The sequence below is a fragment of the Rhodanobacter aciditrophus genome (genome assembly GCF_050026795.1).
Lineage (GTDB): Bacteria > Pseudomonadota > Gammaproteobacteria > Xanthomonadales > Rhodanobacteraceae > Rhodanobacter_A.
This window is the reverse complement of record NZ_JALBWP010000011.1, coordinates 928,872-944,038: the sequence shown is the minus strand read 5'-3', so window position 1 is coordinate 944,038 and position 15,167 is coordinate 928,872. Positions and strand designations below refer to the sequence as shown.

13 protein-coding genes are annotated in these 15,167 nt (G+C 70.2%); 2 read left to right on the top strand and 11 right to left on the bottom strand.

Annotated features, from left to right (window positions below; genetic code table 11):
• Nucleotides 1–178 precede the first annotated feature (178 nt).
• Together ACQGNW_RS13150 and hutI are read left to right on the top strand one after the other, a co-directional pair.
• Nucleotides 179–1,615 (top strand): chloride channel protein, encoded by a 1,437-nt coding sequence (locus tag ACQGNW_RS13150; protein ID WP_426663638.1) that lies wholly within the window; start codon nucleotides 179–181, stop codon nucleotides 1,613–1,615.
• Nucleotides 1,612–2,829: an imidazolonepropionase gene (gene hutI, locus ACQGNW_RS13145; RefSeq protein ID WP_426663637.1), complete on the top strand. Its 1,218-nt coding sequence runs from the start codon at nucleotides 1,612–1,614 to the stop codon at nucleotides 2,827–2,829. Before ACQGNW_RS13150 ends, hutI begins: the two co-directional genes overlap by 4 nt.
• A gap of 75 nt (nucleotides 2,830–2,904) precedes the next feature.
• On the opposite strand, the gene lpxK is transcribed toward hutI, so the two are convergent.
• From lpxK to sdhA, 11 genes are all read right to left on the bottom strand, one after another.
• Nucleotides 2,905–3,873, bottom strand: coding sequence for a tetraacyldisaccharide 4'-kinase (lpxK, locus tag ACQGNW_RS13140; RefSeq protein WP_426663636.1), 969 nt, complete (start codon nucleotides 3,871–3,873; stop codon nucleotides 2,905–2,907).
• A 7-nt stretch (nucleotides 3,874–3,880) separates the two neighbouring features.
• Nucleotides 3,881–5,659: a lipid A export permease/ATP-binding protein MsbA gene (gene msbA, locus ACQGNW_RS13135; protein ID WP_426663635.1), complete on the bottom strand. Its 1,779-nt coding sequence runs from the start codon at nucleotides 5,657–5,659 to the stop codon at nucleotides 3,881–3,883.
• Nucleotides 5,656–6,087 carry an ExbD/TolR family protein gene (locus ACQGNW_RS13130; RefSeq protein ID WP_426663634.1) on the bottom strand — a complete coding sequence of 144 codons (432 nt, stop codon included), beginning with the start codon at nucleotides 6,085–6,087 and terminating at the stop codon, nucleotides 5,656–5,658. Before ACQGNW_RS13130 ends, msbA begins: the two co-directional genes overlap by 4 nt.
• 5 nt (nucleotides 6,088–6,092) lie before the next feature.
• Entirely contained in the window at nucleotides 6,093–6,752 is a 660-nt protein-coding gene (locus ACQGNW_RS13125; RefSeq protein ID WP_426663633.1) for a MotA/TolQ/ExbB proton channel family protein, read from the bottom strand.
• A gap of 100 nt (nucleotides 6,753–6,852) precedes the next feature.
• Complete coding sequence (locus ACQGNW_RS13120) at nucleotides 6,853–9,162, bottom strand: DNA internalization-related competence protein ComEC/Rec2 (protein ID WP_426663632.1); 2,310 nt, start codon at nucleotides 9,160–9,162, stop codon at nucleotides 6,853–6,855.
• Nucleotides 9,163–9,626: 464 nt separating this feature from the next.
• Nucleotides 9,627–10,322 carry a lipoprotein-releasing ABC transporter ATP-binding protein LolD gene (gene lolD, locus ACQGNW_RS13115; RefSeq protein WP_426663631.1) on the bottom strand — a complete coding sequence of 232 codons (696 nt, stop codon included), beginning with the start codon at nucleotides 10,320–10,322 and terminating at the stop codon, nucleotides 9,627–9,629.
• A 10-nt stretch (nucleotides 10,323–10,332) separates the two neighbouring features.
• Complete coding sequence (locus ACQGNW_RS13110) at nucleotides 10,333–11,574, bottom strand: lipoprotein-releasing ABC transporter permease subunit (RefSeq protein WP_426663630.1); 1,242 nt, start codon at nucleotides 11,572–11,574, stop codon at nucleotides 10,333–10,335.
• A gap of 103 nt (nucleotides 11,575–11,677) precedes the next feature.
• Complete coding sequence (locus ACQGNW_RS13105) at nucleotides 11,678–12,115, bottom strand: protein YgfX (RefSeq protein WP_426663629.1); 438 nt, start codon at nucleotides 12,113–12,115, stop codon at nucleotides 11,678–11,680.
• The gene (locus tag ACQGNW_RS13100; RefSeq protein WP_426663628.1) at nucleotides 12,087–12,335 is read right to left on the bottom strand and encodes an FAD assembly factor SdhE; all 249 of its coding nucleotides are present in this window, start codon (nucleotides 12,333–12,335) and stop codon (nucleotides 12,087–12,089) included. The genes ACQGNW_RS13105 and ACQGNW_RS13100 overlap by 29 nt, the downstream gene beginning before the upstream one ends.
• A 170-nt stretch (nucleotides 12,336–12,505) precedes the next feature.
• Nucleotides 12,506–13,285 (bottom strand): succinate dehydrogenase iron-sulfur subunit, encoded by a 780-nt coding sequence (locus ACQGNW_RS13095; RefSeq protein ID WP_426663627.1) that lies wholly within the window; start codon nucleotides 13,283–13,285, stop codon nucleotides 12,506–12,508.
• Between the two features lie 91 nt (nucleotides 13,286–13,376).
• A complete protein-coding gene (sdhA, locus tag ACQGNW_RS13090) occupies nucleotides 13,377–15,164 on the bottom strand; it encodes a succinate dehydrogenase flavoprotein subunit (protein WP_426663626.1) in 1,788 nt (595 codons plus the stop codon).
• Nucleotides 15,165–15,167 lie beyond the last annotated feature (3 nt).

The following is a 15,167-nucleotide window of genomic DNA, read 5'->3' as shown; positions in this document are numbered from 1 at the left end:
CCCCCCCAACCGCGACCCTGGGCGTGCGCCCCCCCTCCAGCTTGACAGGGGGCCCCGCGCGCCCACCGCCGGCGCCGCCCACACCACCCCCCACCGCCGCCGCCACGTTCACGACCCCCGGGGGCGGCCGGGGCCGCGCGGCGGGCGCGCCCGCGACGCATTCTGCAATAATCGCCGGATGCCCGAACCGTCCCAGTCGAAGAAAAACCCCAACTCCCGCCTGCGTGCAGTGATGGGCCACGAGTTCTTTGCGCCACACCAGTGGAAACGGCGCATCGTGTTGTGGAGCGGAGCGGTGCTGGTGGCACTGGCGGCGATCCTGTTCGCCAAGGCCAGCACCTGGTCGTACGACTTGTTCCTGCGCATCGTCGCGCATGGCGTCTGGATACCGCTGATCCTCACCCCGCTGGCATTCGGCCTGTTGTCCTGGGTCACCGAGGGCCGCCTGCGCGCGGCACGCGGCAGCGGCATCCCGCAGGCGATCGCCACCCTGCACGTCGAGGACGAGGGCTTCCGTGCGCGGATGCTGGCCCTGCCGATCGCGGCGAGCAAGATGGTACTGACCCTGATCGCGCTGGCGGTGGGTGCCTCGATCGGTCGCGAAGGGCCCACCGTGCACGTGGGCGCGGGCCTGTTCTATTCGCTGGGCCGGCGCTTCGGCTTCACCGACGCCAAGGCGGTCTCGCGCTTCATCCTCGCCGGCGGTGCCTGCGGCATCGCCGCCGCGTTCAACACGCCGCTGGCCGGCGTGATCTTCGCGATCGAGGAACTGGCCGGCACCTTCGAGCACCGCTTCAGCGGCCTGCTGCTCACCGCGGTGTTCGCCGGCGGCGTGGTGTCGCTGGGCGTCATGGGCAACTACTCGTACTTCGGCGAAGTGCAGACCACCCTGCCGCTGGGCCACGCCTGGCTGGCGGTGCTGCTGTGCGGGGTGATCTGCGGGCTGGCGGGCGGGCTGTTCGCACGGCTGATCCTGCTCGCCAGGCGTGGCCCGCTGGCACTGGTCGCACGGCTGCGCTCGCGCAATCCCGTACTGTTCGCCACCGGCTGCGGCCTCGCGCTGGCGGCGATCGGCGTGCTTTCGCACGGCAGCGTGTACGGCACCGGATACGACCAGGCGCGCGCCTTCGTGCAGGAGGCGGCGCAGACGCCCGGCGAGGGCTTCGGCATCGCCAAGCTGCTGGCGAACGTGGTGTCGTACTGGGCCGGCATCCCGGGCGGCATCTTCTCGCCGGCGCTGGCCGTGGGCGCCGGCCTTGGCCACAACATCGCGCATTTCCTGCCGCACGCGCCGGCAGCCGCGGTGGTGTTGCTGGGCATGAGCGCCTACCTGTCCGGCGTGACCGGTGCGCCGCTCACCTCGGCGGTGATCGCGATGGAACTGACCGACAACCAGGCGATGGTGATCCCGATCATGGCCGCCTGCCTGCTCGCCCGCGCCGCCGCCTCGATCTTCAGCCCCACGCCGGTGTACAAGGACTTCGCCGAACGACTGGTACGCGACTTCGAGCAGCAGCAGGCTGCCTGCAACGCGGCGCAGCAGTCGGACAGCGATACCGGCACCGACGGCGAACCCTGCGCGCCCGGGCCTGTCACCAGGGGCTCCGAACCGTGAGCGAGGCCCGCTGGGATCTGTTGCTGACCCGCGCCAACCTGGCGGGTTTCGCCGGCGACGCGCCGTTCGGCCTGGTCGAGGATGGCGCGCTGGCCTGTGCCGAGGGCCGCATCGCATGGATCGGCCCGATGCGCGAACTGCCGCCGGACGCGGCCGCCACGTGCGTCGAGGACCTCGGCGGCGCGCTGCTCACGCCGGGCCTGGTCGACTGCCACACCCACCTAGTGTTCGGCGGCAACCGCGCCCACGAGTTCGACATGCGCCTCAACGGCGCCAGCTACGAGGAAATCGCCCGCGCCGGCGGCGGCATCGTCTCCAGCGTGCGCGCCACCCGCGCGGCGGACGAGGATGCGCTGTTCGCGCAATCGCTGCCGCGCGCCCGCGCCCTGCTGGCCGACGGCGTCACCACGCTGGAGATCAAGTCCGGCTACGGCCTGGAGCTGGAAGCCGAGCGCCGCATGCTGCGCGTGGCGCGGCGCATCGGCGCGGAGCTCGGCGTCACGGTGCGCACCAGCTTCCTCGGCCTGCACGCGCTGCCGCCCGAATACCGGGAACGCCGCGACGACTACGTGGCACTGGTGTGCGACGGCATGCTGCCCGCGCTGGCCGGCGAGGGCCTGGTCGATGCGGTGGATGCGTTCTGCGAAAGGATCGCCTTCACGCCCGCCGAAACCCGCCGCCTGTTCGAACGCGCGCGGCAGCTCGGCCTGCCGGTGAAGCTGCACGCCGAACAGCTCTCCGACCAGGGCGGCGCTGCGCTGGTGGCGAGCTTCGACGGCCTCTCCGCCGACCACCTGGAGCACCTGGGCGACACCGGCGTCGCCGCGATGGCGGCGGCCGGCACCGTCGCCGTGCTGCTGCCCGGCGCGTTCTACGCGCTGCGCGAAACGCGACTGCCGCCTTTGGCCGCGCTGCGCGAACGCGGCGTGCCGATCGCCATCGCCACCGACTGCAACCCCGGCACCTCGCCCCTGCTCTCGCTGCGCCTGGCGGCGAACATGGCCTGCACGCTGTTCCGCCTCACGCCGGAGGAAGCGCTGCGCGGCGTCACCGCGAACGCGGCGCGCGCGCTGGGGCTCGCTGACCGCGGCACCCTGGCCGTGGGCCAGCGCGCCGACCTGGTGGCGTGGCATGCGGGGCAGCCCGCCGAGCTGTGCTACTGGATGGGCGGCAATCTCGTGCGGCGGATCTGGATAGGCGGCAGTCCTCTGTAGGAGCGCACCCTGTGCGCGAACGCTCTGTTCCGGCCATCGCCAGAGCCATCGCGCACAGGGCGCGCTCCTGCAGAATCAGGACAGGCTCGCAATCACCGCATCGACGAACGCTGCCGGCAACTCGGCACGCACCGGCACCCGCCACCAGTGCGGCTGCGCAAAGCCGCGGCACTTCACCGCGTCCTTGTCGGTCATCAGCACGGACAGGCCGTCGCCGAAGGCGAGCTCGTTGGCGACGAACGCGTGGTGGTCTGGAAACGCATGCCCGATCGTGTCGATGCCGGCCTCGCGCAGGCTGGCGAAGAAGCGTGCGGGGTTGCCGATGGCCGCCACCGCATGCACGCGCTGCCCTGCAAATGCCGCGAGTGGCTGCTCCCGCGTGCCGTCCAGCGTCGCCGCGGTGCCGCCCACGAGGCGCATGGGGTACTCGCCCGCCTGCGGCATGCCGCCGTTGCACACGCGCAGGTCCACGCGTGCCAGCCGGCGCAGCGGCTCGCGCAGCGGACCGGCGGGCAGCAGGCGGCCGTTGCCGAAGCGGCGCACGCCGTCGATCACGCAGATCTCCACGTCGCGGGCGAGGCGGTAATGCTGCAGGCCGTCGTCGGCGATCACCACGTCGCAGCCCTCCGCCAGCAGCAGTTGCGCCGCCGCGGGACGATCGCGCCCCACCGCCACCGGCACGCCGCTGGCGCGGATCAGGCAAGGTTCGTCGCCTACTTCGGCGGGGATGGGGCTTTCGCCCAGCAGCATCGGTTCGCGCTGCCTCCCGCCATGACCGCGGCTCACCACGCCGGGGCGAAAGCCTCGCGCACGCAGTGCCTCCGCCAATGCGATGGCGAGCGGTGTCTTGCCGGTGCCGCCGGCGGTGAGGTTGCCGATCACGATGACCGGCACGGGCAGGCGCACGCTGCGCAACACGCCGATGCGGTACAGCCAGCGGCGCAGCGCGGTCAGCGCGCCGTACAGGGCGGCCAGCGGCCATGTCCACCGGGGACTGCGGCGATGGCCGTACCACGCTTCGGCGAGTTCGTCCGCAAGCGCCATGCGCGCCTCAGTCGCTGCCGAGGTTCGCGTCGTGGAACTGCATGCGGTGCAGCGCGGCGTAGTGGCCGGCGAGAGCCAGCAGCTCGGCATGGGTGCCGCGCTCGACGATGCGCCCCTGTTCCATCACCGCGATCTGGTCGGCTCCCTCGATGGTGGAGAGCCGGTGCGCGATCACCAGGGTGGTGCGGTGGCGCATGAGCTGCTGCAGCGCCTGCTGGATCAGGCGCTCCGACTCGGTATCCAGCGCGCTGGTGGCCTCGTCCAGCACCAGGATCGGCGCGTTCTTCAGGATGGCGCGCGCGATCGCGATGCGCTGGCGCTGGCCGCCGGAAAGCTGGTTGCCGCCCTCGCCGATGTGGCTGTGGATGCCCCTGGGCAGGCGCGCGATGAACTCCATCGCGTTGGCCGCCTCGGCCGCGGCCACGATGTCGGCCTCGCTGGCGCCGGCCAGCTCGCCGTAGGCGATGTTGTTGGCCACGGTGTCGTCGAACAGCACCACGCTCTGCCCCACCCAGGCGATCTGCCGGCGCAGCGAGGCCAGGGTGTAGTCCTGGTAGTTCTCGCCGTCCAGCACGATGCGCCCGCCGCTGGGCTCGTTGAAACGTGGCAGCAGGCTCACCAGCGAGCTCTTGCCGCTGCCCGAGCGCCCGACCAGGGCGGTCACCGTGCCGGACGCGCAGTGCAGGTCCACGCCACGCAACGCGGGGAAGTCGTTGCGCGCATAGGTGAGCCGCACGTCCTCGAAACGCAGGTCGCCCTTCGTGCGTTCCAGCACGCGGGTACCGCGGTCGACCTCGGGCGGCAGGTCGATGATCTCGAACAGGTCCTCGGCTGCGGACATGCCGCGCTGGATGTTCGACTGCACGTTTGTTAGCCGCTTCAGCGAGGGCAGCATGGTGCCCATCGCGGTGAGCACGGCGAAGAACACGCCGGGCGACATCTGGTTCAGCACTTCCGGCCGCGTACCGAGGAACACCAGCGCGGCCAGGGCGAACGCCGCCACCAGCTGCACCGTGGAACTGGACGCGGCATTCGTCGCGGAGATCTTCAGGTTCAGCCGGCGGGTGTAGCGGGTAATCTCGTCGAAGCGATTGATCTCGTGGACCTGGCCGGCGTAGATGCGCACCTCGCGATTCGCGCCCACCGATTCTTCCACCGTGCCGGCGACCGAGCCCATCGTGCCCTGGATGCGCCGGCTGATCTGCCGGTAGCGCCGGCTCACCACGGTGGCGACCACCGCGATCGCCGGCACCAGCACCAGCAGCGACAAGGTGAGGTAGGCGCTGGTGCTCAACATCACGTAGAACATGAAGATCACGGTGAGCCCGTCGGTGATGCCGACCTTCGCGGCATCGCTGGCGGCCGAAGCCACCTGCTCGCTGGTGTAGGTGATGCGGGATATCTGCTGGCCCGACGGCTCGTCGCCGAAGAACGCCGACGGCAGTTTCATGTAGGCCGTGAACACGTCCCGCTGGATCGACTGCACCACGTGCCGGCCGATGTAGGAGACGCCGTAGCTGCTGGTGAAGGTGCCGCAGGAACGCAGGAAGAAGATGCCGACGATCCAGATCGGCATCCAGAAGATCAGGTAGGGATCCTTCTGCACGAACAGGTTGTCGATCATCGGCTTGAGCAGCTTGGTGAAGGTCGCCAGGCCGCCGCCGTCCAGGACCATGCCGACCACGGCGAGCGCGCCCACCGCCCAATAGCGTCTGGTGTAACCCAGCAGCCGCCTGTAGACGCGCCAGGTGTGCGCGTCCCAGATTGCGGTCCTGCCGCTGCTCATTGCGCTCCGCCGGGCTTGTCGGGCGTGGTGGCGATCGACAGGCGGGTGAAGCCGAGCTGGCCCAGCGCGTCCATCGCGGTCACCACGCTCTGGTGCGAGGACACCGCGTCGGCGCGGATCGCCACCGGGCGGTCATGGTCGCCATTCGCGTTGCGCGCTATCACCTGCTTCAGCACGTCGACGCCCTCGCCCGGCACCGCATCGCTGCCCACCCAGTAGTGGCCGTCGCGGTCGACCGTGATGGTGAGCGCGGGCGCGTTCATGTCGCGGTCCTGCGCGCTGGCGTTCGGCAGGGTGACCTGCATGCGCGAGTGCTGGATGAAGGTGCTGGTGAGCACGAAGAACATCAGCAGGGTGAGCAGCACGTCGATCAACGGCACCACGTTGATCTCGAAGTCATCCCGGCGGCGGTCGTTGCCGATGCGCATGCGCTTCAGCCCGCGGTCGGCGTGGCGGTTGCCGCCGCGCGGCGCGGGCGCGCCGCCACTGCCGGACTCAGGGTGAGATCATCCAGCAGCGCGGTGGCCTGCTTCTCCATCTGCACGCAGTAGCCGGCCACGCGCGAGCGGAAGTACCGGTGCAACACATAGGCGGGGATCGCCACGGTGAGGCCGGAAGCGGTGCAGATCAGCGCCTCGCCGATGCCGCCCGCCATCTTCGCCGGATCGCCGATGCCGCCGGCCATCACCTGCATGAACATGCGGATCAGGCCGATCACCGTGCCGAACAGGCCGAGCAGCGGGCCGATCAGCGCAATCGTGCCCAGCGTGTTGAGGTAGCGCTCCATCTCGTGCACCACGTGGCGGCCGGTGTCCTCGATGCGCTCCTTGATGATGTCGCGCGACTGCCCGCGCACCGCCAGCGCGGCGGCCAGCAGTTCGCCCAGCGGCGAGCCGTTCGACAGTGCCTGCAGGTGGTTCGGGTCGAGCTGGCCGGCGCGCGCCCACTGGCGCACTTCCTCGCCCAGCCCCGGCGGCAGCACGGCCTTGCGCCGCAGCGTCCAGCAACGCTCCAGCACGATCGCCAGCGCCACCAGCGAGCACACCAGGATGGGCAGCATCGCCCAACCGCCAGCCATCAGGATATCGAGCACGTTCGTTCCCACCGGGCTTCAAAACCGAGAGGCCGCATCATAGCAGCCGATCCGGCCGGTTCCGTGGCGGGCGTGGCAGTCCCTGAACGCGAGTGGCGGGTCAGGGTGACTCGCGCCAGTAGCGTGGTTCGCGGCGGCGCCAGCGCGCGATGACCCGGGCCGGGGCATCGGCGGGAAAACCGAGGGCTATCGCGCCGCTGTCGGCGGTATTCAGCACCGGCACGCCCGCCTCCGCGTAGCGTGCCATCACCTCGGGCTTCGGGTGCCCGAAACGGTTGCGCCAGCCGGCCGAGACCACGGCGAACGGCGGATTCACCGCGTCGATGAAGTCCGTGCGGGACGAGGTCTTGCTGCCGTGGTGCGGCACCAGCAGCACCGGCGGCGCCCCGCTTCCCACTGCAGCCGCCACCTGCGGCTCCACGTTCGAGGTGATGTCGCCGGTGAGCAGCAGGCGGCCGGCCCTGCCTTCCACCAGCAGGACGCAGGAACGGTCGTTGCCCTTGCCGCCGGCATCCGGCGCGGGGCTCAGCATGCGAAACCGCACGCCATCCCACTCCCAGGCCTGCCCCGCCATGCAGGCGTCCATCGGCATCGGCATGCGCTGCGGCTCGCCCGCGTAGCGGCGTGCCGCGGGAAACGCCGCAACCACCGCGGGCGCGCCGCCGGCGTGATCGTTGTCGGCATGGCTCACCACCAGCGTGTCCAGCCGCGCGATGCCCAGCGCATGGATCGCCGGCAGCACTGCGGCCTCGCCCAGGTCGAAGCCGGAGGGATAGCGCGCGCCGGTGTCGTACAGCAGCGCGTGGTCGCCGGTACGCAGCAGCACCGACAAGCCCTGGCCCACGTCGAGCACCCAGGCTTCGAAGGCGCCCGGCGCGGGCTTCGCCAGCGACGGCCACGACAGCGGCAGGAACAGCAGCAGGCCCAGCGCGCGCAGCGGCACGCCGCGCGGCAGGAACAGCCACAGCGCGCCCAACGTCGCCAGCAGCAGCGCCCACAGCGTCAGCTGCGGCAGGTACCAGTGCGCGCCCGGCCAGGTCGCCATGCGCTCCAGCAGCCACCACTGCGCATGCGCGAGCCATGCCGCCAGCCACAGCAGCGGCGTGGCCAGCGGCGGGCACAGCCCCAGGCACAGCATGCCCAGCAGCGCGCAGGGCACGATCACGAAACTCACGAACGGCACCGCGACCAGGTTGGACAAGGCGCCCACCAGCGATGCCTCGCCGAAGAACCACAGCGTCAGGGGCAGCAGCGACACCGTCATCAGGATCTGTCCCACGGTCAGCTCGCGCAGGAAGGCGCGCAGGCCATGCCCCCGCGACTGCAGGCACAGCATCAGCAGCGCCACGCCGGCGAACGACAGCCAGAAGCCCGCCGCCAGCACCGCGAGCGGATCAAACGCGAGGATCGCGATCATGGCCAGCGCCAGCGATTGCGCGCCGTGCCCGCCGCGCCGGGAACAGCGCGCCAGCGCCACCACCGCGATCATCAGCAGGGTGCGCACGGTGGGCAGGCCGAAACCGGCGAGCGCGCTGTAGCACACCGCCGCCAGCAGCGCTCCGCCCGCCTGTGCCTGCACGCGCGGCAGGCGCAAGCCAAGACCCGGCCAGACAAGGTACAGCGCGCCGACCAGCCACACGCCGAACGCCGCCGCCACGCCCACGTGGAAGCCGGAGATCGCGATCAGGTGCGGAACGCCGTTGGCCCGCGCCACCTCCCAGTCGTGCTGGCTCAGGCCGCGGGTGTCGCCCACCGAGAATGCCTGCAGCAGGGCCGCGTCATGCGGGTCGCGCACGCGCGCGGCGATGGCGTGCGATATCGCGTCGCGCACGCCGTCCACGCACCCGCCCGTGGCCAGCATCGCGTTGGCGGGGTCCGCGCGGACGTAGCCGGTGGCCACGATGCGGCGCTGCAGGGCCATGCGTTCGCCGTCCGCCGTGCCGGGATTGAGCAGGCCGCGCGGCCGCTTCAGGCGCAGCAGCAGGCGCCAGTGCTGGCAGGGCGCGAGCGGCGGGGGCGTGTCGTACCACGACACCATCATCCGGCCATGCAGGGGCGCGGGTTTGCCGCCCAGCGTGGCGTTGCCGGCGACGAAGGCGAAGCGCGTGGCATCCTCGCGCTTCAGGGGCAGCCCTTCGATGTGCCCGGTCACCACGAAGTCGCGGCCCTCCAGCGCACGCGGCAGGCGCGCCCCCATCGCAGCGGCGCCGACATGCATGGCCCACAGCGCACCGGCGCAGGCGCACAAGGGCAGACGCCAACGCGGCCAGCACCAGAACGCCACGGCAGCCGGCAGCAACAGCAGCATCGACAGCCAGACCGGCGGCAACACCGGCAGCCACTGCACCGCCAGCACGCCCACGAGCAGCGCAGGTGCCGCCAACGTCACGGTGAATGGTCTGAACGCCATGCCCTGCCCGGCTCCGGGGAACCGGATCGAGGCTAGCGCGCCAACGCCAGGGAATCGGACGAAAAGCGTGTAGGCCCGCACCCCGCCGGTCCCCACGCGAACATCAAACCTGGGTTCTCAGTTTCCAGATACGCCGCGGCGCGGCCGCATCGTCCTTCGCCTGGGAGGGCGCTGCTCCCGAATCCTCGACAGGACCCGCTTGTAGTTCCGGCGAATCGGATCAGGCGGCTTCTCTTGGTTCCTTCTCCCGACTCCGGGCATCCTGCCCTGTGCCGTTCGGGCCGGCTGCGCCATTCGCCGCCGCTCCTGCGGCGGTGTGCCGGCAAAGAGAAGGAACTCGGGCGCCGGCAGGCGACCGGAAACCCGCTGCAGGCGAGCAAGGGTGCGGAAGCGAAAGGCTATCGCGAGCACCCGCCCCTCACTCCGGCCCTCGCCCCAAAGGGGAGAGGGAGAAATCCGCGAGGCTATTCGCGCGGCTTCTCGCGCAACACCCCGCCGTGCAGCACCAGCGTGCGATCCATCCGCGCCGCCAGGCGGTGGTCGTGGGTGACCAGGATGAAGCTGGTGCCGATCTCGCGGTTGAGTTCCAGCATCAGCGCGTAGACCTGGGTGGCGTTGCCCTCGTCGAGGTTGCCGGTGGGCTCGTCGCCCAGCACGCAGGCCGGCCGCGTGACGAGCGCGCGCGCCACCGCGCAGCGCTGGCGCTCGCCGCCGGAGAGCTCGGCCGGCTTGTGCTGGATGCGCGCACCCAGCCCCACCCGTTCCAGCAGGGCCGTGGCCTGCTTCCGCGCCTCGGCGATCGCGGTGCCGCGGATCAGCAGCGGCATGCACACGTTCTCCAGCGCGGTGAACTCGGGCAGCAGGTGGTGGAACTGGTAGACGAAGCCCAGCGAGCGGTTGCGCACGCGGCCGCGCTCGGCGTCGGAGAGCTTCGACAGCTGGTGGCCGTCCACCTCCACTTCGCCCGAGCTCAGGGTGTCCAGTCCGCCCAGGATGTGCAGCAGGGTGCTTTTGCCGGTACCGGACGCGCCCACGATGGCCATGGTCTCGCCGCGCTTCAGCTCGAAGCTGACGTCGGTGAGCACCTCGGTGCGTAGTCCGCCCTCGGCATAGGTCTTGGCCACGCGATGGGCGCGCAGCACGTTTGCGTTCGACGGCATCGGAGACTTCTCACTCATAGCGCAACGCCTGCGCCGGCTGCGTGCGCGAGGCGCGCCACGCGGGATACAGGGTGGCCAGCAGCGAGAACGCGAATGTGACCAGCGCCACCCAGCCCACGTCGTGCCACTCCAGCCGGCTCGGCACCTCGGTGATGTAGTACACGTCCGGCGACAGGAACTGCACGTGGAACACGTGCTCGATCCACTTCACGATGCCCGGCAGCCGCCACGACAGCAGCGAGCCCAGGCCCACGCCGAAGCCGATGCCGACCAGGCCCACCAGCAGGCCCTGCACCATGAACATGCCCATCACGCTGCGCGGCGTGGCGCCCAGCGTGCGCAGGATCGCGATGTCGGCCTGCTTGTCGGTGACCAGCATCATCAGCATCGAGACCAGGTTGATCACCGCCACCAGGATGATCAGCGAGAGGATGATGCCCATCACCTTCTTCTCCATCGAGATCGCAGAGAACAGGTTCGCGTTGGTCTGCTCCCAGGTCTGCACCTGGTAGACCTGTCCAAGCCGGTCGGCCAGCTGGCGGGCCACCGGCCGCGCGTTGAACAGGTCGTCCAGCTTCAGGCGGATGCCGCTGGGGCCGCGGAGGCTGTCGAGTTTCTCGGCATCCTGGATGTTGACCAGGGCGAGGCCCGAGTCGAACTGCTCCATGCCCATCGAGAACGTGCCCACCACGTGGAAGCCGCGCATGCGCGGCACGCCGCCGAACGGGGTAGCGCGGAACTCGGGCACCGCCATCACCACCTGGTCGCCCACGCTCACGCCGAGCTGGGTGGCCAGGTCCTGGCCCAGCACGATGTTCCAGCGGCCGGGAACGAGCGCGTCGAGCTTGCCGCGCACCATGTGACGGCCGATGTCGACCACCTTCGGCTCCAGCGCCGGGTCGATGCCGCGCACCATCGCCGCGGCCGGCGCGCGCCCCTGCAGCAGCGCCTGGATCTCGACGTAGGGTGCGGCGCCCTTCACGTGCGGATTCGCCTCGGCGATCTGCAGTGCGCGCGGCCAGTCCTCGATGCTCTGGCCGACGCCGGAAATGGTGGCGTGCGAGATCGCGCCGAGGATGCGCGTCTTCATCTGGTAGTCGAAACCGTTCATCACCGACATCACGGTGATCAGCGCGATCACGCTGATCGAGATGCAGACGATGGAGACCGCGGAGATGAAGGAGATGAACTGGTTGCGCCGCTTGGCGCGGGTGTAGCGCAGGCCGATGAAGAGCTCTAGCGGTCGGAACATGGGCGGGTCGCTTTGGGATCAATGGGCGGCGCGCCCGAGGAAACCGGCATTATCCGGCATTCGCTCGGACAACGCAGGCGACACGAAGTGCCGGCGGAAACGCTCAGGCGCGCGGCGCGGCTCCGCCGGCCTGCACCACGGCCAGCCGCATGCGCAGGCGGCGGCGGATGTCCGCGTCGCTGTTGTCCGGCGCCAGCAGCAGCACCTGTTCGCCCAGCGGGGCCGCGCGCAGGCGCAGCAGGATGCAGGCGCCCAGCACGCGGAACGACGCCAGCACGGCAGGCGCGTCGCTGCGATCGGCCAGGCGCAGGCTCCAGCCGCCCTCGCCGCTCCAGCCTGCCGCCCGCACCGGCGAAGCCGACCAGCGCCGCACCGCGCGGAACACCAGCAGCGCGACCAGCACGACCAGCGGCAGCTTCAGCCAGCCCGGCAAGCCGGACAGCACGACCGCAAGGGTGGCCAGCACGGCCATGGCCCCCAACAGGCGCGGCAGCCAGCGCGAGGGCCGGTACTCAAAGCCGATGGCGGGCGCGGATGTCATCGATGATCGCCTGCCAGTCCGCGCGCGGCGGACGCGCATGGCCCATCACCCAGTCCCACAGGTCGGGGTCCTGCACGTCCAGCAGTTCGTCGAACGCCCGCTGTTGCGCTTCTCCGGCGTGGGGAAAGGCCTCGTCCAGCCAGCCGCCGAACAGCGCGTCCAGTTCGCGGGTGCCGCGGCGGGTGCGCCAGCGCAGGCGCTTGATGCGGGCAGCGTCCATGGGATCAGGACGCGCGCAGCGCCGCGCTCGCCGCCTCTCCCCGCCGGGGAGAGGATTGAGGTGAGGGGGCAATCTCGCACCGAACCATCATTGGACGCTTTCCTCGATCAACCTTCCGCGAGCACCGGCCCCCTCACCCTGCCCTCTCCCCGGAGGGGAGAGGGGAAACATCAAGTGCGGCGTTCCACCATGAGCTTCTTGATCTCGGCGATCGCCTTGGCCGGATTCAGGCCCTTCGGGCAGGTGCGCGTGCAGTTCATGATGGTGTGGCAGCGGTACAGCTTGAACGGGTCTTCCAGGTCGTCCAGGCGCTGGCCGGTGGTCTCGTCGCGGCTGTCCACGATCCAGCGGTAGGCCTGCAGCAGGATCGCCGGGCCGAGGTAACGGTCCCCGTTCCACCAGTAGCTGGGGCAGCTGGTGGAGCAGCAGGCGCACAGGATGCACTCGTACAGGCCGTCGAGCTTCTTGCGGTCTTCCGGCGACTGCAGGCGCTCCTTGTCGGGCACCGCGCTCTGCGTGCGGATCCATGGCTTGATCGACGCGTACTGGGCGTAGAAGTGCGTCAGGTCGGGCACCAGGTCCTTCACCACCGGCATGTGCGGCAGCGGGTAGATCTTCACGTCGCCCGCGGCGACCTTGTCGATCGCGCAGATGCAGGCCAGCGTATTGGTGCCGTCGATGTTCATCGCGCACGAGCCGCAGATGCCCTCGCGGCAGGAACGGCGCAGGGTCAGCGTGGGGTCGATCTCGTTCTTGATCTTCAGCAGCGCATCCAGAACCATCGGGCCGCACGCGGCGAGATCCACCTCGTAGGTGTCGATGCGCGGATTCTGCCCGTCGTCCGGGCTCCAGCGGTAGATACGGAAGGTGCGCGGCTTCTTGGCGCCCTTCGCGGGCCAGTGCTTGCCCGGCTGGATCTTGGAATTCTTGGGTAGCGAAAACTCGGCCACGTTTGCCTCACTCTGCTCGTGCTAGCCGCAACTGCTCGCCTGGCGAGCGCCGGTACAACGTTGTGGGAACCCCGAAGGGCTCCCGTCCCGATCAGTAAACGCGCTTCTTCGGCGGCACCACCTCGACCTCGTCGGTCAAGGTGAACATGTGCACCGGGCGGTAGTCGAAACTGGTCCGGCCGTTCTCGTCCACCTTCACCAGGGTGTGCTTCATCCATTCCGCGTCGTTGCGCTCGGGGAAGTCCTCGCGCGCGTGGGCGCCGCGGCTTTCCGGGCGCTGCTCGGCCGAATGCATGGTGCCTACCGCCTGGTCGAGCAGATTGGCCAGCTCCAGCGTCTCGATCAGGTCGGAGTTCCACACCAGCGAGCGGTCGGTGACGCGCACCTGCTTGAACGAGGCGTGCACCGCGTCGATCTTGGTGCAGCCTTCCTTCAGGCTCTCGCCGGTGCGGAACACCGCGGCATCGGCCTGCATGGTGCGCTGCATGTCGAGACGGATCTGTGCGGTGGGCAGTTCGCCGTTGGCATGGCGCAGGCCGTCGAAGCGGGCCAGCGCCTTGTCCAGCGCGCTTGCCGGGAGGTCCTTGTGCGCGGCGCCGGGCTTGATGATCTCGGCACAGCGGTGCGCCACCGCGCGACCGAACACCACCAGGTCGAGCAGCGAATTGGAGCCCAGGCGGTTGCCGCCGTGCACCGACACGCAGGCCGCCTCGCCGATCGCGAACAGGCCCGGCACCACGGCGTCGACGTCGTCGCCCTTCTTCTGCACCACTTCGCCGTGATAGTTGGTGGGGATGCCGCCCATGTTGTAGTGCACGGTGGGCAGGATCGGGATCGGCTCCTTGGTCACGTCCACGCCGGCGAAGATGCGCGCCGACTCGGCGATGCCCGGCAGGCGCTCGTGGATCACCTCCGGGCCGAGGTGCATCAGGTTCAGGTGGGCGTGGTCCTTGTGCTCGCCCACGCCGCGGCCCTCGCGGATTTCGATGGTGATGGCGCGGCTGACCACGTCGCGGGAGGCCAGGTCCTTCGCGCTCGGCGCGTAGCGCTCCATGAAGCGTTCGCCCTTGGAGTTGGTGAGGTAGCCACCCTCGCCGCGCACACCCTCGGTGATCAGGCAGCCGGCGCCGTAGATGCCGGTGGGGTGGAACTGCACGAACTCGAGATCCTGCAGCGCCAGGCCGGCGCGCAGCACCATGCCGCCGCCGTCGCCGGTGCAGGTGTGCGCCGAGGTGGCGCTGAAGTAGGCGCGGCCGTAGCCGCCGGTGGCCAGCACCACGCCCTGGCCGCGGAACACGTGCAACGTGCCCTCGTTCATGTCCAGCGCCAGCACGCCGCGGCAGACGCCCTCGTCGTCGAAGATCAGGTCGGTGGCGAAGTATTCGACGAAGAAGGTGGCATCGTGCGCCAGCGCCTGCTGGTACAGCGTGTGCAGCATGGCGTGGCCGGTACGGTCGGCCGCGGCGCAGGTGCGCTGCGCGGTGCCTTTGCCGTAGTGCGTGGTCATGCCGCCGAACGGACGCTGGTAGATGTGGCCGTCCTCGGTGCGCGAGAACGGCACACCGTAGTGTTCCAGCTCGATCACCGACTGCGGCGCGTTCTTGCACATGTACTCGATCGCGTCCTGATCGCCGAGCCAGTCGCCGCCCTTCACGGTGTCGTAGAAGTGGAAGCGCCAGTCGTCCTCGCCCATGTTGCCGAGCGCGGCGGCGATGCCGCCCTGCGCCGCCACGGTGTGCGAGCGGGTGGGAAACACCTTGGTGACGCAGGCCGCCTTGAGGCCCTTCTCGGCCAGGCCGAAGGTGGCGCGCAGGCCGGCACCGCCGGCGCCGACCACGATCACGTCGTACTTGTGCTGCTGGATCTTGTAGCTTTCCACGGT